General features: G+C 52.8%; 17 protein-coding genes. 12 read left to right on the plus strand and 5 right to left on the minus strand.

Annotated features, from left to right (window positions below):
• Nucleotides 1-361 precede the first annotated feature (361 nt).
• Nucleotides 362-1,594 carry an MFS transporter gene (locus tag HQN87_RS02405; RefSeq protein WP_173127125.1) on the minus strand — a complete coding sequence of 411 codons (1,233 nt, stop codon included), beginning with the start codon at nt 1,592-1,594 and terminating at the stop codon, nt 362-364.
• 475 nt (nt 1,595-2,069) lie between these two features.
• Between HQN87_RS02405 and HQN87_RS02410 the strand changes: the two genes are divergently transcribed.
• The 7 genes from HQN87_RS02410 to HQN87_RS02440 all read left to right on the plus strand — a co-directional run bounded on the left by HQN87_RS02410 (nt 2,070) and on the right by HQN87_RS02440 (nt 9,166).
• Nucleotides 2,070-3,269 carry a metallophosphoesterase gene (locus HQN87_RS02410; RefSeq protein ID WP_367272649.1) on the plus strand — a complete coding sequence of 400 codons (1,200 nt, stop codon included), beginning with the start codon at nt 2,070-2,072 and terminating at the stop codon, nt 3,267-3,269.
• Nucleotides 3,270-3,548: 279 nt separating this feature from the next.
• Nucleotides 3,549-3,995: a MarR family winged helix-turn-helix transcriptional regulator gene (locus HQN87_RS02415; RefSeq protein ID WP_173127128.1), complete on the plus strand. Its 447-nt coding sequence runs from the start codon at nt 3,549-3,551 to the stop codon at nt 3,993-3,995.
• A gap of 117 nt (nt 3,996-4,112) precedes the next feature.
• Nucleotides 4,113-4,931 carry an NmrA family NAD(P)-binding protein gene (locus HQN87_RS02420; protein WP_173127131.1) on the plus strand — a complete coding sequence of 273 codons (819 nt, stop codon included), beginning with the start codon at nt 4,113-4,115 and terminating at the stop codon, nt 4,929-4,931.
• 85 nt (nt 4,932-5,016) lie between these two features.
• Complete coding sequence (locus HQN87_RS02425) at nt 5,017-5,694, plus strand: response regulator transcription factor (protein ID WP_173127134.1); 678 nt, start codon at nt 5,017-5,019, stop codon at nt 5,692-5,694.
• The gene (locus HQN87_RS02430; RefSeq protein ID WP_173127137.1) at nt 5,691-7,079 is read left to right on the plus strand and encodes a sensor histidine kinase; all 1,389 of its coding nucleotides are present in this window, start codon (nt 5,691-5,693) and stop codon (nt 7,077-7,079) included. The genes HQN87_RS02425 and HQN87_RS02430 overlap by 4 nt, the downstream gene beginning before the upstream one ends.
• 282 nt (nt 7,080-7,361) lie before the next feature.
• Nucleotides 7,362-8,486: an ABC transporter permease gene (locus tag HQN87_RS02435; protein WP_173127140.1), complete on the plus strand. Its 1,125-nt coding sequence runs from the start codon at nt 7,362-7,364 to the stop codon at nt 8,484-8,486.
• A complete protein-coding gene (locus HQN87_RS02440) occupies nt 8,483-9,166 on the plus strand; it encodes an ABC transporter ATP-binding protein (RefSeq protein WP_173127143.1) in 684 nt (227 codons plus the stop codon). Before HQN87_RS02435 ends, HQN87_RS02440 begins: the two co-directional genes overlap by 4 nt.
• A gap of 315 nt (nt 9,167-9,481) precedes the next feature.
• On the opposite strand, the gene HQN87_RS02445 is transcribed toward HQN87_RS02440, so the two are convergent.
• Both HQN87_RS02445 and HQN87_RS02450 read right to left on the minus strand, forming a co-directional pair.
• Entirely contained in the window at nt 9,482-10,336 is an 855-nt protein-coding gene (locus HQN87_RS02445) for an SDR family oxidoreductase (RefSeq protein WP_173127146.1), read from the minus strand.
• 48 nt (nt 10,337-10,384) lie between these two features.
• Nucleotides 10,385-11,077 (minus strand): GntR family transcriptional regulator, encoded by a 693-nt coding sequence (locus HQN87_RS02450; RefSeq protein ID WP_173127149.1) that lies wholly within the window; start codon nt 11,075-11,077, stop codon nt 10,385-10,387.
• Between the two features lie 123 nt (nt 11,078-11,200).
• Between HQN87_RS02450 and uxaC the strand changes: the two genes are divergently transcribed.
• Entirely contained in the window at nt 11,201-12,637 is a 1,437-nt protein-coding gene (gene uxaC / locus HQN87_RS02455; RefSeq protein WP_173127689.1) for a glucuronate isomerase, read from the plus strand.
• Between the two features lie 962 nt (nt 12,638-13,599).
• Here the strand turns inward: uxaC and HQN87_RS02460 are convergent.
• A complete protein-coding gene (locus tag HQN87_RS02460) occupies nt 13,600-14,433 on the minus strand; it encodes a helix-turn-helix domain-containing protein (RefSeq protein WP_343222022.1) in 834 nt (277 codons plus the stop codon).
• Nucleotides 14,434-14,592: 159 nt separating this feature from the next.
• On the opposite strand from HQN87_RS02460, the gene HQN87_RS02465 reads away from it, so the two are divergent.
• From HQN87_RS02465 to HQN87_RS02480, 4 genes are all read left to right on the plus strand, one after another.
• On the plus strand, nt 14,593-15,756 hold the full coding sequence (locus HQN87_RS02465) for a Gfo/Idh/MocA family protein (RefSeq protein ID WP_173127152.1): 1,164 nt from the start codon (nt 14,593-14,595) through the stop codon (nt 15,754-15,756).
• Nucleotides 15,757-15,828: 72 nt separating this feature from the next.
• Nucleotides 15,829-16,605, plus strand: coding sequence for a sugar phosphate isomerase/epimerase family protein (locus tag HQN87_RS02470; RefSeq protein ID WP_173127155.1), 777 nt, complete (start codon nt 15,829-15,831; stop codon nt 16,603-16,605).
• Complete coding sequence (locus HQN87_RS02475; protein WP_173127158.1) at nt 16,602-17,690, plus strand: Gfo/Idh/MocA family protein; 1,089 nt, start codon at nt 16,602-16,604, stop codon at nt 17,688-17,690. The genes HQN87_RS02470 and HQN87_RS02475 overlap by 4 nt, the downstream gene beginning before the upstream one ends.
• Before the next feature lie 38 nt (nt 17,691-17,728).
• Complete coding sequence (locus HQN87_RS02480) at nt 17,729-18,757, plus strand: Gfo/Idh/MocA family protein (RefSeq protein WP_173127161.1); 1,029 nt, start codon at nt 17,729-17,731, stop codon at nt 18,755-18,757.
• A gap of 95 nt (nt 18,758-18,852) precedes the next feature.
• On the opposite strand, the gene HQN87_RS02485 is transcribed toward HQN87_RS02480, so the two are convergent.
• Nucleotides 18,853-19,410 carry a TetR/AcrR family transcriptional regulator gene (locus tag HQN87_RS02485; protein WP_173127163.1) on the minus strand — a complete coding sequence of 186 codons (558 nt, stop codon included), beginning with the start codon at nt 19,408-19,410 and terminating at the stop codon, nt 18,853-18,855.
• Nucleotides 19,411-19,505: the final 95 nt, after the last annotated feature.

Here is a 19,505-nt window from a genome sequence, read left to right on the forward strand (position 1 = left end):
CCTATAGGGCTCTTTTTTGATGGTATAGGAAATTTATATTACAGCCTGATGTGGATAAGAGGTGCATAGCGTGGGGGAGAAGTGCTCTTTGAATGAGGAGGCCACATGAGTAAATGAGGAGCCTAGAATGCCGAATGTAATCGGAAAACCGAACACAATTGGACTGGAAGCGCCGCATAGGCCAAATGTAATCGGAAAACCGAATACAATGTGCTGCGCGAAGATCGTAGGCAGGATACCCCATAATGGGCAGATAGATGAGGGTGAGGTGGCTGGTAGCCATACGAGTTGTCTGGACCGCAGAGGTTCTGATAAGCTGGCGCCCCTTAACATAAACAGGGACACCAGCAGCAGATGTATTTTAGCTTCTGTGGTCATTTATCCTATCTAAATTACAAATCGACGGAAGCAACACGCACAGAAGTGCAATTCCAATCATGCAGACCCCTGACAGCATAAACCACGTGTGAATTCCAATCCGATCCGCAAAAATACCGGACATGATCAAACCAACCGGCATGGCCAAGGAAGTAAGACTGCCTATCAAGCCAAAGACGCGCCCCAAAAACTCGGGTGGAATTCGCTCTTGAATGAGTGCCATCTGTACTCCGCTGTAAAAAGGGCTGGAGAAGCCCATCAGCGCGCCGCATATCACAAAGATCACGAAGCCATGGACCGGCAATAATCCGGCAAGGAATAAGGCTATTCCCATTAGTGAAATAGAGGAAATAATACTTAGCGCACGCTTTTTGAAGCCGCCCCATACGCCGAGCACTAAGCCGCCTGCCAGCATCCCGCCGGCAAAGACGATTTCGACAATAGAAGCATGGGCTGCCGTGCCTCCGAAATAGCTCATACTCATTAACGGGAACAAGGCATTGATCGGCAAAAAGATAAACGCATACAGTGCACCGATCCACAGCAAAGCAAATAATCCGGCCGACGCTCTAAGCGCAAGATAGCCTTCCTTGGCTTCTTTGAAGAAGTTGTTAGCAACGCTTCGGCCTTGTGCCTCCGGCTTCGGAATGGGAACCATCGCTACGGTGACACAGGCGAACAACGCACCCAGCACATCAATGGCAATAATCATCTCCAGTTCCCATGCCGCATACATAAAAGCACCGATGGCAGGACTTAGAATATAGCTTGCCGATTGTACCGACTGGGAATAGCCTGCGCACTTCGTTAGCTGATCCTCAGGGACCAGCAGCGGCGTGACTGCACTCAAAGCAGGAGTGTGAAAGGCTGACCCGGCACTGCGGATGAGCAGTACTATCATCACGACCCATACCGGCAGCTCAATGGTGAGGGCGACTACCGCCAAGGCTACACCTGCGGCTGCAATAAACAGGTCTGCGCCGATCATAACCAGCTTCCGGTTCCAACGGTCAACCCATACGCCAATGATAGTTCCTAGTAGAGCTTGAGGTAAAAAGCCTGCCATTGTGGCCAGCGAGAGCACCATGGCAGATCCGGTGGTATCGGTTAGATACCAGATGATCGCCATTTGCAGAGCGGAGCTGGTGATCAGTGAAACCGCCTGTCCTGCCCATATTGTAAAGAAACTTCGTTTCCAATTTTGTTGGATCATCATTCATCATTCTCCCCGTATTTTTATTGTCAGCCTGGTTAGTTGGCAATAAAAAATACAGATCCAGGTCCACAATGCGGGCCTCAGATCTGCATTTATCACGGTAGAGAACACAGCGATACCAGGCATAGCCAAAAAACCTAAATAAGCTATACGGATCGCAATTCTATGTTCAATCGTAAAAGAAGCAGCTCAAAAAAAGCCCACACTTGTGGATGAAAATCCGCTTTTTTATTGCCACTACTCCCAAACGACCGGAAAGAACATAGATGATAATCCTCCTAATTAGAAATATGCTTTGAATCTTACCATTGACCTCCTTCTGCTGTCAACTCAGCAATTCCACGCTCACACATCGTGTACCCGCTTGTATTCTCAGGTTTATCCCAGTTCCACAGCACAATTTATACCTCCCGAATACTTTGTGTTATGATCTGAAGTAGATAGTATAGAAACTTACCTTAAGGGAGTGGATAGGGTGAAAAACTTGCGGATGCTGGCCGGGGCTGCGGTCATGCTGCTTGTACTTGGACTTGTGAATTTCTATATTGGATGGCATCTGTCGGTATTGCTTCAGGAATGGCTGCCGGGGATGAATATTGCTGTATACTGGTCTGTATTTCTTGTCATTTCCTTCTCTTATCTAATTGGCAGAATTCCGCTGCCGCAGGCGCTGAAGCCGGTTGGCCGGTTGTTCAAGGTAGCGGGCTCTTATTATTTGGCCTGTATGGAGTTCGCCGTGATCATGCTGCCGTTGACCGATCTGCTCTACGGAGTGCTGGCGCTTGCTGGCGTAGGACTGTCCGCTTTTGTGACCGAGGCTGGGGCTACCTTGCTGGCAATGCTGGCGATTTTCCTGATCTGGGGTTCACGTAATGCCTGGAGTACGGTGGTGAGAAGTCATCGGCTGAATGTTGACAAATCCATCGGAACCAGTGTACCGCTTACGGTAGCTGTAGCTTCAGACCTGCATCTGGGCAACATTGTCGGCAACCGCCATCTGCGCAGAATGGTCAAGGAGATGAACGCAATGAACCCGGATATCGTGCTGCTGGCGGGGGATGTGCTGGATGATAGTATTGAGCCTTTTATCCGCAATGGCATGGATCAGCAGTTGAAGCTGCTTAAGGCACGTTACGGCGTCTACGCGGTGCTGGGGAATCATGAGTATTATGGCGGTTCGATTGCACAGTACACCGAAGTGATGAAGAATATCGGCATTCAGGTGCTGCAGGATGAGGTTGTGGAAGTCTCTGGCGTCTACGTTGTGGGGCGCAAGGACAAGACTGCCGAAGCGATGGAAGCGGGCGGGCGGCTCAGTGTGGATGCTCTGCTGGAAGGGGTGGACCGCACCAAGCCCATTATTATGATGGATCATCAGCCGACCGGCTTCGGGATTGCTTCACAGGCTGGAGTAGATGTGCTGCTGTCAGGACATACCCACCGCGGGCAGATTGCTCCGAATCACTGGATTACCAGACGGCTGTTTGAACTGGACTGGGGATATCTGCTCAAAAACAAGCTGCATGTCATTGTCTCTTCCGGCTACGGAACCTGGGGGCCGCCGATCCGGCTGGCCAGCCGCTCTGAGCTGATCAAGCTGGAAATTGTGCTGGAAGGCAGTAGGAGCTATGGCGATGAACCGGTGTCACCTGCGGCGAAGCCTGTGTTGATCTGACGGCTGCTGAATAGGCGTGAAATCTGGTTATCGTAAACCCTCTAGTCTTCCCAGGGAAGGACAGGGGGTTTTTGGTGCAAATATAAGAACTTATATGTTGCACACGATAACTTGTCCTTCTATTTCTCGCTGAAACGGTATCGTCCTTTAAAAGGACGGCAAAGCCGTTTCCACTTGGTGGAGGAAGTTGTGCGCATTCTTTTGACAATATCGGATAAATAAGCTACGCTTGATGCAAATATAGTTAAGCTATTAACTAAATGGAGCTGACAATAACCAATGGATGATTTACAGAAGTATGTACTGGAGCTGCCGCTTGCGAATGAGGCGTTCTTCGCCTTGATAGGAGCGACAGCAGGCGCCGTAGCCGTCTCCGAGAAATACTGGCAGGCTCAAGGGCTGAACGGGGCCAGAATCCGCGTACTGGTTGAGATTGCGAAGCATGGAGGAACGATCCTGCCTTCGCTGCTTGCGGAGAGAATCGGGGTAACCAAAGCGAATATCAGCCTCCTGCTGACTCCACTGGAGAAGGATGGCTATATTACCCGGGCCGGTCACGCGCAGGATGGGCGCAAGACGGTGATTTCGATCACCGGAGCCGGACAAAGGCTGCTTACGGAGCAGTTGCCGGGGAACCGGGAAGCGGTTGCGGCTGTCATGAACCGGCTGGAGGAAGAGGAGCTGCGGCTGCTGCTGGGGCTTTTGAATAAGCTGAGCAGAGGGTAGTAGTGTTGGAAATGTTCCGCTTGTCGAAAGATCGGTATTGTAATGGCGGCTGGAAGTATTGTTGCTTGTATACGAAGAGGTATTTCAATATGCACATTGGAGAGGAAGATATCAACTATGACGATTATGATTACGGGGGCCACCGGGCAATTGGGGAGTCTGGTTATGGAGTATTTGCTTGAACGTATCCCGGCGGGGCAGATGATTGCCGGAGTAAGAAAGCTGGAACAGGCGGCGCCTCTACAAGAACAGGGCATCGGGGTTCGGGTTGCCGATTATGATGTGCCGGAATCACTGAATGAAGCTTTTGACGGGATAACACGGCTTCTGCTAATCTCCAGCTCGCATACGGATGATAATGTTCGTCTGACCCAGCATAAACAGGTGATTGATGCGGCCGTGCGAAGCGGAGTGGGGCATATCCTCTATACGGGCTTTGCCTTCTCACAGCGGAGATCAGATCCGGGCAAGCCGGATAATGTGCATACCCTGACGGAACAGGCGATAATGGAGTCCGGGTTGGAATATACCTTTTTGCGCAATGCCCTTTATATTGATTTCGTTGGGGTGCTGGGACTGAAGGAGGCGCTCTCCAGCGGAGAGCTGATTACGGCGCCGGGAGAGTGGAGGTTCAACTCGGTTGGCCGCCGGGACCTTGCCTTAGCTGCTACTGCTGCTGTACTTGGTGAAGATGGAGCAGGCAACCATATCTATGAATTGACCGCTCCGCAGACCTGGGATTTTGACGATCTGGCTGAAGTTCTGACAGAGGTTGCCGGGAAGCCGGTGGTGCACCGTCAGGATGACGGAATTCAGCACTGGATCTATGCTTTTATGAGCAAGCTGGATACTTCGTCTACCTCCGGGGATCTGGAGCGGCTGATGGGCAGACCCGTCATCCCGCTGAAGGACAGCATCCTCCCGTTTCTGGTGTGAAGCCAAGGGAGGTACTATTGTCTTCATGTGGCTTTGTTGCTAGTATGATGTCATTGATCAGGCAAGCCGGAGGGAGAGGTTGTAGTTGAAAAAGATTTTGGTAGCCGACGACGATGTTCATATCCGTACGCTGCTGCGGCATGTGCTGACGAGAGAGGGATATCATACGGTGGAAGCCGGGGATGGCCGGGAAGCGGCGGCTCGGATGAAGGAGCAGACGGTGGATCTGGCCGTGGTGGATGTGATGATGCCCCATATGGACGGCCTGGAGCTGTGTGCATACATAAGGGAGAACTATGATATCCCGGTGATTCTGCTCACGGCCCGCCAGCAGCTCAGCGACAAGGAGCAGGGATACCTCAGCGGGACGGATGATTATGTAACCAAGCCGTTTGAGCCGGAGGAGCTGCTGTTCCGCATTAAGGCATTGTTCCGCCGCTATTCCATCGCCTCTGACGATCGAATCCGCCTGAACTCGCTGGTGATTGACCGGAAGAATTACGAGATAAGTGACGGAACTGAGGTGCTGCTGCTGCCGGTCAAAGAGTTCGAGCTGCTGGCCCAGCTGGCCCAATATCCCGGACGCCTGTTCTCGCGCAGTGAGCTGATTGAGCTGGTGTGGGGTGCAGATTACGAGGGGGACGAGCGGACGGTGGATGTGCATATCAAGCGCCTGCGCCAGCGGTTCAGCGAATACCAGAACGATTTCACCATCCGTACCGTACGGGGAATCGGCTACAAGCTGGACATGGTGAACGCATGAGGTCGCTTTATGTAAGGATGAGTATTATCTTCTGCTCTGTGATTATTATCAGCAGCGTGCTGGGGTTTCTGGTCTCCAATCTCTATTACCAATCCCAGATCAAGCCGAAGAATGATGCCAAGCTGACCCGGATGGCCACCGGACTGCAGCAGTTCATTGAAGACCACCCGGATGCGACCGAAGAATATCTCCTGAGTACCGCTTCCCTGGGGTACAAGATGTATCTGGTCAATGCCAACGGGGAGGAACGGTTCTACGGTCTGCCTTTCCGCAAAAATGACCTTCAGCAAGAGGATCTGCGCAAGGTATTAGCCGGAGAGATCTATCATGGCGTGGGGCATTTCCCCGGCCAGCTGTTCGTGACCGGCTTTTTCGATAACCAGCTTAGTAATTCAATTGGCGTGCCGGTTCATATCAACGGGGAGACCTACGCCTTGTTCATGCGTCCGGATGCCCAGGTGCAGTTCGGGGAGCTGCGGATCTTTTTTGCCGTGCTGATTGTGGTCATTATTCTGTTGAGCCTGTGGTTTGTGCTGATTAGTGCATTTCATGTGGTGAAACCCATTACCCGGCTGACCGAGGCCACCCTTAAAATCTCCAAGGGCAGGTACGACATTAAGCTATATACCGCCCGGCGTGACGAAATCGGCCAACTGGCATCCCACTTCATGACCATGAGCCGGGAGCTGGAGCGGACGAACCGGGCCAGACAGGAATTCGTCGCTAATGTCTCCCATGAGATCGAATCGCCGTTAACCTCCATCCAGGGCTTCGCCCATGCGCTCAAAGACGGCACCCTGCCGGAAGCCCAGCGTCTGGAGTATCTTGCGATCATCGACGATGAGAGCCGGAGGTTATCCATGCTCAGCACACAACTGCTCACCTTGTCCTCTCTGGATTATGATGAGAATGCCTTGGAGAAGAGAAACTTCGATCTGCGCGCCCAGCTGCGCCAGGTCATTCAGATTATGGAATGGCATCTTACGGAGAAGGAGCTTGCGGTACGGCTGCATGCAGCAGAGATAACGCTTTTGGGAGATTCCAATCTGCTCTATCAGGTATGGATGAATCTGGTGACCAATGCGGTCAAATACACCCCGGCCGGGGGGACGATTAGCATTGCAGCGCTTGTGGAGGGCCAGCAATGTATAGTAACCGTGACCGATAACGGTACAGGTATTCCGGCGGAGCAGCTGCCGATGATCTTTGACCGGTTCTATAAGGTGGATCAGGCGCGTTCGCGTGAGCGTAACAGCAGCGGGCTGGGGCTGGCCATTGCCCAAAAGATCATCCATGCGCATAACGGGACGATTGAGGTGACGAGTACGGTAGGGGAAGGAACAACGTTTACCGTTACTCTGCCCTGCCGCCCAGCCAATATATAGATGGAGTAGACGTATTTAAAATAGATGAAAGCAGCGGAGGGGAATTTGGAACGGGAGGAGCGGTAGCGTCCGCCTTTGTTACCGGATTTCCACCGTGTATGACGGTATAAATCAAGAAATCTGGGAACAACAGCGGCCGAAAGTCCAATATTCACCGCAGTTGCGCATACCATCTGTTTTGGAAACGTCTATACTTCAATCTATATAGTGTAATTCTTTATTCATACTCCGTTCATCTTCACTCTCTAGACTGTAGTTATACAGATTAGAAGGAGTGGTTGTATGTTTTTGGCTCTACGGGAGATGAGGCACTCCAAAGCACGCTACAGTCTCATAATGGTGATTATGCTGCTGGTATCGTTCCTGGTCCTCTTCGTGACCGGACTGGCGAGAGGGCTTGCCTATGCTAACATCTCCGCCTTGAAAAATATGCCCGCCAATTACTTTGTCGTGCAGAGCGACGCGGACCATACCTTTAGACGTTCCCAGTTAGGCGGGACGGAGCTGGCGGCTGTCCGGGCGGTAGCCGGAGTGGCGAAGGCGACTCCGCTTGGCGTGCAGACCAGTACCATTACCGCTTCCGGTGCTGATGTTAAGGCAGACATAACTTTTTTTGCCGTCGATATGACGGGGATGCTGGCTCCTGAGGTGACGGAAGGCACCGGGATTACGAATGAGGTTCAGGGGAGCGCAGTTGCGGATTCCAAGCTGGAGCAATCCGGCGTGACCATCGGCAGCACGATCCGCGATCAGGCCTCCGGCATGAGCTGGACGGTCACCGGCTTCGTGAAGGACAGCTCCTACAGCCATACCCCGGTTGTCTATATCAATCCGCTTGACTGGCAGGCGATGAAGCAGGGGGCGGTTCAGGGAGGCATTGCTGACAGTACAGGCAGTGCTCCTTATAACGTGATTGCACTGGATGTAACGGCGGCACAGGCCGATCAGATTGCCGGGCAACAGCAGGCTGTTGAGGTTATTACGCAGAAGCAGGCGGTATCCAGCGTTCCCGGCTATGCCGCCGAGCAGAATTCCCTGCTCATGATGATTGTATTTCTGTTCGTGATTGCTGCCGTAGTTCTTGCTGTATTCTTCTATGTCATCACGATCCAGAAGACCAGCCAGTTCGGAATCCTGAAGGCGATGGGGACGAAGATGTCCTATCTGGCCTGGAGTGTAGTCGGTCAAGTCATGCTGCTGTCCGTAGCCAGTCTGGCGCTGGGCATTCTGCTTACGCTGGGAATGAACATGGGACTGCCGGACACCATGCCGTTTGAGCTGGACGGACAGACGATGGCGATGACCAGCCTGCTGTTCATTGGCATGTCGCTGCTGGGTTCATTGATATCGGTGGCAAGAGTAGCCAGGGTGGACGCCTTGGAAGCGATAGGGAGGACTGGAGCATGAGTGCGAAATTAGTGATGAAGCAGGTGACCAAGACCTACGGGGACGGAGACGGGGCAATGACTGTCTTGAATAATCTGGATCTTACGGTGAACGAAGGCGAATTCGTTGCTGTGCTGGGGCCGTCAGGCTCTGGCAAAAGCACGTTTCTCTCAGCAGCCGGTGCCCTGCTCACGCCCACCCGCGGAGAAATCTTCCTTGACGGTGAATCGCTGCGAGACAAGGGCAAGGGGGAGCTGACAGAGCTAAGATTGCAGAAGATCGGCTTCATGTTCCAGAGCGCGCAGCTGTTGCCATTCTTGAAGGTGGAGGAACAATTGCTCTACGTAGCCAAGCTGGCGAAGCTCAGCACGAAGGATGCCAAGGTTCGCGCCGCCTATCTGCTTAAGCGTCTGGACATCTGGGAGCGCCGCCACCATTACCCCGAACAGCTGTCCGGGGGCGAGAAGCAGCGGGTGGCTATTGCCCGGGCCTGGATGAACAAGCCGGCGATTCTGTTCGCCGATGAGCCGACGGCCAGCCTGGATTACAGCCGCGGCCGGGAAGTGGTACGGATGATCGCTGACGAAGTTCGAAGCGAAGGCAAGGCCGCCGTTATGGTGACTCATGATGAACGGATGCTGGAATGGTGCGACCGGGTGCTTCATCTGGAGGACGGTGTACTGGTCGAAGCGCATAGCTGAAGTTTGTTCGTTTGAACTGAACCCTGGTGACGGGGTTCGGTTTTTTTGAATTCCTTTGAATTCCAGGGGGAAATTAAGAGTTGCCGATTAGCGACGAGTTCGGATGCCATGGCAGGGAAATAGCAGTTGGATTTTCCACACTTGTTAATGAACCAATGGACGCTTGTCAACTAACAGTTGGAAAAACAGCATCTAATTGTCCCATTTCATCCAATGTAGCCAATAGTAACAATAACAGATGCTGTTTATCCACTTGCTTCCGTCAAGAAGACAGAAATCGGGGGATTAAGATACATTATTCCACTTGCTGGCTGTTCACACTCCGGAATAGGCCATGAAGCCGCCATCCACCGGGACAGTGATGCCGGTAATGAATCCTGACATTTGCTCGTCTGCCAGCCAGAGCAAGGTGCCGAGCAGATCCTCCGGTGTGCCGAACCGGCGCATAGGTGTCTGGGAGATGATTTTGCGGGAACGTTCAGTCAGCTCGCCATCCGGGTCAACCAGCAGTTGTTCATTCTGGGTAGTGATGAAGAAGCCGGGGGCAATGGCATTCACCCGTATCCCGGATTCTGCCAGATGGACAGCAAGCCATTGTGTGAAGTTATTGATGCCCGCTTTGGCAGCGCTGTAGGCCGGAACCTTGGTCATAGGCGAAGCGGCACTCATCGAGGAAATGTTAATAACGGAGGCCCCGGGCCGTCCGAGCATTTGCTTCGCGAAGATCTGGGTTGGAATTAAGGTTCCGGTCAGATTCAAGTCGAGGACACTGCGAAATCCGCTGACGGACAGATCGAAAAAGGAGACGATATCGGGATTCTCCAGATCACCGTCCTGCAAAGTTTCTTTGGTAGTGATCGCCGACGGCTGATTGCCCCCGGCCCCGTTGATTAACAAGTCGCAGGGACCCCAGTGCCTGCGGATCTCATCGGCAGCCTGCTGTACATTAAGAGTATCCATGACATCACAGGCCAAGGACAGCGATTGACCGCCGCCGGAAGTAATCTGCGCGGCGAGAGCCGCTCCTTTGGCCTCCGTACGGTTCAGAATGGCGACCTTCGCGCCTTGACGGGCCAGCTCCAGAGCCATTGCGCTGCAGAGTGCCCCGGCCCCTCCGGTAATTACGACAATTTTTCCTGCTAGTGCAGGATGTAAAGCCAACTCAGACATAGTGATCCAACCCTTCTCTGGTGAAAGTATTATTCTGCGGATGGTATATCAGTTCTCTGGTCGCTGCTTGTAATACTGCGGATATTTCGCCATCAGCATCTCCTGATCGGCGATAGTCAGGGCCATATGCTCCTGCATAATCTGATCCCCCTGATTGATATTATGCTGCTCAATGGCTTCATACAGACAATAATGCTGCTGATACAGATGCTCCCAGTTATGATCTGCGGTGAGCTTAAGCATCCGGCTGCGGTTCAGGTGAACCTTGATCTGCTGGATCACTTCCCAGGTATTCTTTTTGTTGCAGCCTGTGAAAATCACATGATGGAACTCTTCGTCCAGCATGAACATTTCCTTATAGTCCTGATCTTCGATGCAGAGCTTCTGCTTGTCCAGATTGGCCTTCAGATCAATGAGGTTCCTGGCTTGAAAGGAGCGGCAGGCTTCCCGGATCACTGCCCGCTCCAGATGCTCTCGCATGAAGCGGGCTTCTTCAACGAGTTCAGAATCAATCAGGGAGACTACCGTTCCGCGCTGGGGATATACAGCGAGCAGCCCCTCCTGGGCGAGACGCACGAAGCTTTCTCTCACAGGTGTGCGGCTGACGTTGAATTTGAGCGAAATCTCTTTCTCTGAAATGCCGGTTCCCGGCGGAAGCTCCAGCAGCAGAATCTGGTTCTTCAGTGAACGGTACACGATGTCCCTTGTGGAAACCGCTTGTGTACCGATAGTGTATTCCATCGTGTAACCCTCCTGATGATCTATTGTGGAAGCACTACCATACTACCATACAAGTATGGTAGTATGGTAGTGCAAACGCGCAGAACCGGCTGCCGTCCGCCGGAGGACGATGGATCAACAAATATGAATGACGAGAGGCTGGAGAACACATTGAGTACCTCATCTTTTATTCATGACGATTGGCTGCTGTTAAGCTCAAGTGCACAAACCTTGTATCATGATTATGCCCGTAAGATGCCCATTTACGATTTCCATAGTCACCTGAATCCTCAGGAGATTAGCAGTAACCGCAAGTTCCGTAATATTACCGAACTGGCCTTATCCGGAGATCACTACAAATGGCGGGCACTCCGCTGGCTCGGCATTGACGAACAGCTGATTACCGGGAAGGCTTCGGATCAAGACAAGTTCATGACCTGGGCCCGCTCCGTACCTGAGATGCTGGGCAATCCGTTGTACCACTGGACCCATCTGGAATTGAAGCGCTACTTCGGTATCGACGAGCTATTGTCTGAAGATACTGCCGAGAGTGTCTGGGCACGATGCAATGAGCAGCTGCAAGGAGAAGAATTGACTACACAAGGCATTCTAAGAAAATTTAACGTAGATGTTGTTTGCACTACGGATGATCCTGTGGACTCGCTAGAGCATCACATGCAGCTCAAGAGTGACAAGGCGCTTGAGACAGTGGTTGCGCCAACCTTCAGACCGGACCGGGCGCTGAACATCCGTGATGAAGGTTTTGCCGGATATGTCGGATTGCTCAGTGAGGCGAGCGGTCTGGAGATTCACTCTTACTCCGGGTTCATCCAGGCAGTGACGGCGCGGATCGACTACTTCCATAAGCACGGCTGCCGTCTGTCGGATCAGGCCTTCGGTGAGCTTCCGCATGCCCATTCAACGGAGCATGAAGCGGCTTACATATTTGCCCGTGCCTTCAAAGGCGAAGAGATCAGTACTCAGGAGGAACAGAAATTCCAGAGCCATACCTTGCTCAAGTTAGGCCGGCTGTACCATGAACGGGGCTGGAGCATGCAGCTTCATATCGGAGCGCTGCGCAATAACAACTCACGTATGTTCGGGGCCCTTGGCAGGGACAGCGGCTTCGATTCCATTCTGGACTTCAATATGGCCCGCAGTCTGAACGCGCTGCTGAATGAGCTGGATGCCAGCGGACAGCTGCCGAAGACCATCGTATACACGCTGAATCCCTCACAATATGAGATGATTGCTACGGCAATCGGCAACTTCCAGGGCTCCGGCATCAAGGGCAAAGTGCAGATGGGCTCCGGCTGGTGGTTCCATGATCAGAAAGAGGGGATGCTGCAGCAATTGAAGGCGCTCTCCAGCATCGGTCTGATCAGTCCTTTTGTCGGCATGCTGACCGACTCCAGAAGCTTCCTCTCCTTCACGCGTCATGAATACTTCCGGCGGATTCTCTGCAATCTGTTCGGCACCTGGATTGAAGAAGGCGACCTGCCGCGTGATTATGCCTGGGTAGGACAGACGATTGAGAATATATGCTATAACAATGCCGAAGCCTATTTCGGGATCAAGTAGGCAGGCATCCGCCCGCACTGCTGTTTAAGTCTGTTCCAATCCAAAGCAGCAAGTCTCCTAAAGTTGGAGGCTTGCTGTTTTTGTGGTATGAGGCATCTAAGTGGAGCGAAGAGATGCCGGATCTTAGTGAGGTGTGTGGCGGAAGGTATATAAGAAGCACTGAAAAAAATAACAACAAGCAAAAGAAACGGAGGGGAAATTTGGAACTGTAGGTGCGGTAGCGACCGCCTGAAAGCTTTCCGCAGGAAAGCTCACTCCGGAAGCATCAGCAGTCACCGGATTTCACCCGCGAAGAGCGGAATAGATCAAGAAATCTGGGGATGGGCAGCGGCCGGAAGTCCTAATGTTCACCGCAGTGACGATGAAGCTTCAAGTTCAAAACTTAAGTGCGTCTTATATAGCAGTTGGATAAACGTCATCTAATACCGCAGCAAACCCTGAATCTGGAGAATTAGTTGGGAAAACCGCACTTAATCCCACTGAAAATGGGGGTTAACAGGAGATCCGGCAGAATTAAGTGACGAATTTCCACTTAGTCCCGATCAAGCAGCTCTAACAGGAAAATTAAGCTACAAAAATCCAACTGCTATGTCTCCCGCACAGGTGGAGGGGTTCACATAACAGTCTGGATCAGCACTTGTTATCACACAGGCGGAGGGGGCCACATAACAGTCAGGATCAGCACTTGTTATCACACAGGCGGAGGGGGCCACATAACAGTCAGGATCAGCACTTGTTATCACACAGGTGTAGGGAGCCACATAACAGTCTGGATCAGCACTTGTTGTCCTACAGGTGGAGGGAGCTGCATAACAATCGCGTCCAGCAACGGATCAACTCGCAGTATAAATGGATGAATGGTACTTCGAATCTCGGCAACGTGGAAAAGCGGAAGCGTCCACGCACCCACCAATCCATCCAAGCCTGCTGATGTTGATCGTACTCAGGTACGAATTAGCCCCCTACCTCGTACTGCTCCGGTAAGCAGACGGAGAGACGCCGGTGGACTTCTTGAACACCTTGGAGAAGTGGGCCAGCTCCATGCCGACCTGCTCGGCGATAGCGGAGATGCTGAAGCTGGTGTAGGAGAGCTGTCTCTTGGCCAGCTCCATCCGTTTCAGCTGGACGTACTGCATCGGGGGGACGCCGATGAATTTCTTGAAGTAGGGGATGAAATAGTTCGGATGCAGATGGACGAGTTCAGCCAGCTCCTCTACCACGAGCGGCCGCATTAACCGCTGATCAATATAGGTCAGCACATCCGCCAGTTTGCCCTGGTCGCTGGTATGCGTCAGGTCGTCAAGGAAATTGCTGTAGCCCCCGGATTCCAGACAGAGCGACAGCAGCGTAAGCAGTGAAGCTTGCGTCCGCAAGGTGGCGAGGAAGCCGGTATCCTGGAACCAATCAATCATCTCCGTGAAAATCGCTCTTACCGCCCCCGGATCAGGCACATCGCAGATATAGAGCTTATTCGCAGAATGAAACAGCGGCCATTCTCCGATCTGCGCGTCAAAATGGCAATAGTAGCGCGTATAAGGATTATCGCGGGAGGTGTCCGTGGTCTGAGTGGAACCGGCAGGCATAATCATGAGCTGTCCGGGTCTTGGATAATAGGCCACACCGTTGATAATTACCTTGCCTTCGCCGGAATCAATATAATAGAGCCGGTTAAAGGAAGGGGTCTCATTCGTCCGGTTCCATCCCGGGTATCGGCTGGTTAACTGGGCGTGGGTAACGGTAACGGTCAGATTGTGCAGCAGGCGTCCGGTCAAATTTCCGTTAGCTGTCATATTCATGGCTTGGCTCCCCCAAAACGATTATAAACCTATTATAACGCTTTCATTTATCTAATACATCTTATTTATATACAAATAGTTCTTAATTACAGTCATGGTCACCGGCGGCAAATAGGGTTATCCTCATATCATATAACAGTATCAGAAAGGAATTGGGAGATGAATACAGTACGCTATGGAATTATAGGAGTAGGTAATATGGGACGCGCCCATGCTCAGAGTCTGCTGAGTGAGGTTAAGGGGGCCGAGCTTGCAGCGGTATGTGACAGTAACCCGGAGCGTCTGGACTGGGCAGAGGAGCATCTGCCGGCAAGTGTACAGCGGTTCGGTTCACCGGAAGAATTGTTCAAGTCCGGCAGCATTGATGCTGTGCTGATTGCTACACCGCATTATGATCATCCGCCGCTGGCGATTGAAGCGCTGGGGTACGGGCTGCATGTTCTGATTGAGAAGCCCGCCGGTGTGTACACCAAGGCTGTGCAGGAGATGAATGACGCTGCAGCGAAGTCGGACCGCAAGTTCGGCATCATGTACAACCAGCGGACGAACCCGCTCTATCAGAAGCTCAGAGAGCTGATTCAGTCCGGGGAGCTTGGGGAGATCCGGCGGACGAACTGGATTATCACCAATTGGTACCGCTCTCAGAGCTACTACGATTCCGGCGGCTGGCGGGCGACCTGGGGCGGAGAAGGCGGCGGGGTGCTGCTTAACCAGGACCCGCATCAGCTGGATCTCTGGCAATGGACGACGGGAATGATGCCTAAGCGGGTACGGGCTTTTTGCCACTTCGGGAAGTACCGCAACATTGAGGTGGAGGATGATGTGACCGCCTATGTGGAATATGAGAATGGCGCAACGGGGCTGTTCATCACCACTACAGGGGAAGCGCCGGGGACGAACCGGTTCGAGATTACAGGCGATAACGGCAAAATCCTCATCGAAGACGGCAAGCTGACCTTCTTCCGCCTTCGTACACCGGAGCCGCAATTCAATGCTGAATTCACCGGAGGGTTCGGAGCGCCGGAGTGCTGGAAGTGTGAAATTCCGGTTAAACCCGGGGAAGGTGAGCAGCACCAAGGCATTCTGCGTAACTTCACCAATGCCATTCTGCAGGATGAGCCGCTCCTGGCGCCGGGAGAAGAAGGCATTCACGGCCTGACCCTGTCCAATGCCATGTACCTGTCCGCATGGACCGACAACTGGGTGGACCTGCCGATCGACAGTGAGCTGTTCCATGAAAAGCTGATGATGCAGGTGGAGAATTCCACTTTTCACAAAGCGCCCGTCAGCCAGCAAGCCCTGGATGTATCGGGAACCCACTAGCATTGCGCTGTATTTCAGTATGAACAGCATCAGCCTGACCAATTCTAACGAATCTAGGAGTGGATGAATGAAATGAAGCTTTCAAATATTGCTGCCCAAATGTATACGCTGCGTGAATACACCCGGACGCCGGAGGCGCTGAGAGAAAGTCTGCGGAAGGTGAGCGAAATCGGCTACCAGGCTGTGCAGATCTCCGGGATTGGCCCTATGGACCCGCAGCTGGTGAAGGACTATGCAGATGAATTCGGCCTTAAGATCTGTGCGACGCATGTTCCCTGGGACAGGCTGGCGAATGACCTGGATGCGCTCGCTGCCGAGCATAAGCTGTGGGACTGCAAGTACATCGGTCTTGGCTCCCTGCCGGCAGAATATCAGACCAGTCAGGAGGGCTACCGCACGTTCGCCAGGCTAGCTTCCGGGATTGCGCGTACGCTGAAGGAACAGTATGGTCTGCAGTTTGTTTATCATAATCATGATTTTGAATTTGAACGGTTCGACGGTCTTACCGGCATGGAGGTGCTGCTGCAGGAGAGTGATCCGGAGGTCTTCGGCTTTGAGCTGGATCTGTACTGGGTTCAGGCAGGCGGCGGTGATCCTGTGGAGTGGATTCATAAAGTGGAGGGCAGAATGCAGGCTGTGCATTTCAAAGATATGACGATCCTGTCGCGTAAGCCTGTTTTTGCCGAAATCGGCCAGGGCAATATGAATTATGGAGCGATTATTGAAGCCTGCCGGAAGACCGGCGTGGAATGGCATATCGTAGAGCAGGATGTGTGCCAGCGTGATCCGTTCGAGAGCCTGGAGATCAGCTTCCGGCATCTGCACTCCAGATTGGGGGAGCAGGTATGAGCCGCAAGGATGGAATGATGTATGCACCTGTACATGAAGCGAAGCCTGTAGTTGGACCCGGTGAATTCGTAATCGCAGCACTGGCACTGGACCATGGGCATATCTACGGAATGTGCAACGGGCTGGTAGAGGCGGGAGCTCAGCTGAAATGGGTATACGATCCCGACCCGGAGAAGGTAAAAGTGTTCCTGAACACCTATCCCGGCGTGAGAGCCGCGCGTTCCGCCGAAGAGATTCTGGAAGATCCCGAGGTTCAGCTAGTGGCAGCGGCGGCTGTTCCTTCGGAGCGCGGTCCGCTGGGTCTGCGCGTCATGGCGCACGGCAAGGATTATTTCACGGACAAATCACCGTTCACCTCACTGGAACAATTGGCAGCAGCACGCCTTCAGGTGGAGCGGACACAGCGGAAGTACATGACGTATTACAGTGAAAGGCTGCATGTGGAGAGCGCTGTCTATGCCGGTCACCTGGTGCAGCAGGGAGCCATTGGCCGTGTCATTCAGGTAATGGGCATGGGACCTCACCGGTTAAATGCGAAGAGCCGCCCGGAATGGTTCTTCCAGCGTGACAAGTACGGCGGCATTCTCTGTGACATTGGCAGCCACCAGATCGAACAGTTCCTCTTCTACGCAGGCTGCCGTGATGCCAAGGTATTGCACAGCAAGGTAGCCAATTACAACAATCCGGCATACCCGGAGCTGGAGGATTTCGGAGATGCCACGCTGGTTGGCGATAACGGGGCTACCCAGTATTTCCGGGTAGACTGGTTCACTCCGGCGGGGCTGGGGACATGGGGGGACGGACGGACCATTATTCTGGGCACGGAAGGGTATATCGAGCTGCGCAAGTACAGCGATATCGGCCGCTCCAGCACACCGGATCATGTCTACTGGGTGGACCGTGAAGGCGAGCATTATGAACATGTGGCCGGTAAGGTCGGCTTCCCGTTCTTCGGCGAGCTGATTCTGGACTGCCTGCACCGGACGGAACAGGCCATGACCCAGGAGCATGCGTTCAAGGCGGCAGAGCTATGTCTGGAAGCCCAGCGGCAAGCGGTTAATCTGACCCCGGAGACGCTTAAATAGCAGGATATCAGCTACCAGAAGATCGGAAGGTGGATAAGATGAAAACAACCGGAGCAGCGATTATAGGCTGCGGCGCGATTGCTCCGCTGCATGCCAGAGCTATTGCTTCCATAGAGGATGCGCGGCTGGTTACCGTAGTGGACAGTGATCCCGTTCAGGCAGCACAGTCCGCTCAGGATTATGGATGTGAAGGCTTGACGGATTACAGAGAGCTGCTGGAGCGGCCCGATATCCATATTGTCCATGTGTGCACGCCCCATCATCAGCATGCCGGAATGGCGGTTGAACTCCTCAACGCGGGCAAACATGTGTTAACAGAGAAGCCCATGGCGCTGGATGTGCCTTCGGCCCGCCTGATGCAGGCGGCTGCGGAGAAGGCTGCGGGCCAGCTTGGCGTAGTCTTCCAGAACCGCTATAATGAACCTTCGGTCCGAATCAAGGAAGTGATAGATTCCGGCAGCCTGGGCAATCTCCTCTGCATGAAGGGCGTGGTGACCTGGACCCGGAGTGAGGAGTACTATACGAATAGCAGCTGGAGAGGCCGCTGGGCTACTGAAGGCGGCGGGGTATTGATCAACCAGGCGATCCATACTCTCGATCTGCTGCAATGGTTCGGCGGCGGTGACCTGTTAAGCGTGAAGGGCAGTGTTACAACCGATGTACTGAATGAGGTGATTGAGGTGGAGGACACGGCCCATGCCTGCATCGACTTCAAGAATAAGGTGCGCGGTCTCTTTTACGGGACCAATGCTTATCAGGTCAATTCCCCGGTTGAGCTGGAGCTGGTCTTCGAGCAAGGAACGCTGCAGCAGCGCAGGGACAGCCTCTATCTGTGGAAGGATGGCCTGGAGACGCTGCTCTGCGAGCCGCAGACCGCCAGCACAGGCGGTAAGTCCTACTGGGGAAGCGGGCATTCACGGTTAATTCATGATTTCTATGCCCACATCCGCGAAGGTCGCAGGTTCTGGATTGACGGGTCCGAGGGAATCAAAGCCCTGGAGCTGATTGCAGAGATCTACAAGTCCTCGGGGAGCCGGAATCGGGTCCCGCAGGCACAGCATTCATAGTACGGACGCTGCCGCAATAGGCTGTCTCTTTTGCAGAATAGCTGCTTAAGGGATAGCCTTATTTGCGTTATAGGGCCGTAAGGAATGATCCGCTCTTACACCTTGATGGCCAGCCAGCAGGATTCAATGGTCTGCTGGATCTGATGCTCATTGAGGGGGTATTTTCCATTCAAGTAGCCTTTAATCACAGCGCTCAATATTCCGGAGATTAACTGGCAGCATAGCGTAATATTCATTTCCCGGATGATGCCCTGGCGTTGGCCTTCTTCAATAATCGAGATGATCTCTAAGGTTGGCGGGTCAGGCGTGTTGCGCAGAATCTCGGAAATATAGGGGGAGGAGCAGTAGTTCTCTGTAAATTCAACTTCCTTGGGGTATTGAAGGGAATAGTTGGCAGAATTCTTCAGGATGCTCTTTACCCGCTCATAGATCGTTAAGCCGGGGTTATATCCGTTCATGATGAACTCACTTTTATGTATGCGGATGTTATGGTACAGCTCATTAACCAGTTGCTCTTTGTTCTCGAAGTAGTGATAGAAGGTGCTGGAGCCGACATTGGCTCTTTTGAAGATTTTGGCGAAGGTTACGGATTGTAAGCCTTCTTCAGTGATTAAATCTAACGTGGCCTGTAGAATATCATTGCGTTTACCCATCACTACACCTCATTGCCGGAAATCAAATCTATAAAATGGTACAACTTTTGATAAATATTGTCAATTGTAGAATGAAAAACTCTAATAGCCTGTCC

The organism is Paenibacillus tritici, assembly GCF_013204885.1.
Taxonomy (GTDB): domain Bacteria; phylum Bacillota; class Bacilli; order Paenibacillales; family Paenibacillaceae; genus Paenibacillus_AQ; species Paenibacillus_AQ tritici.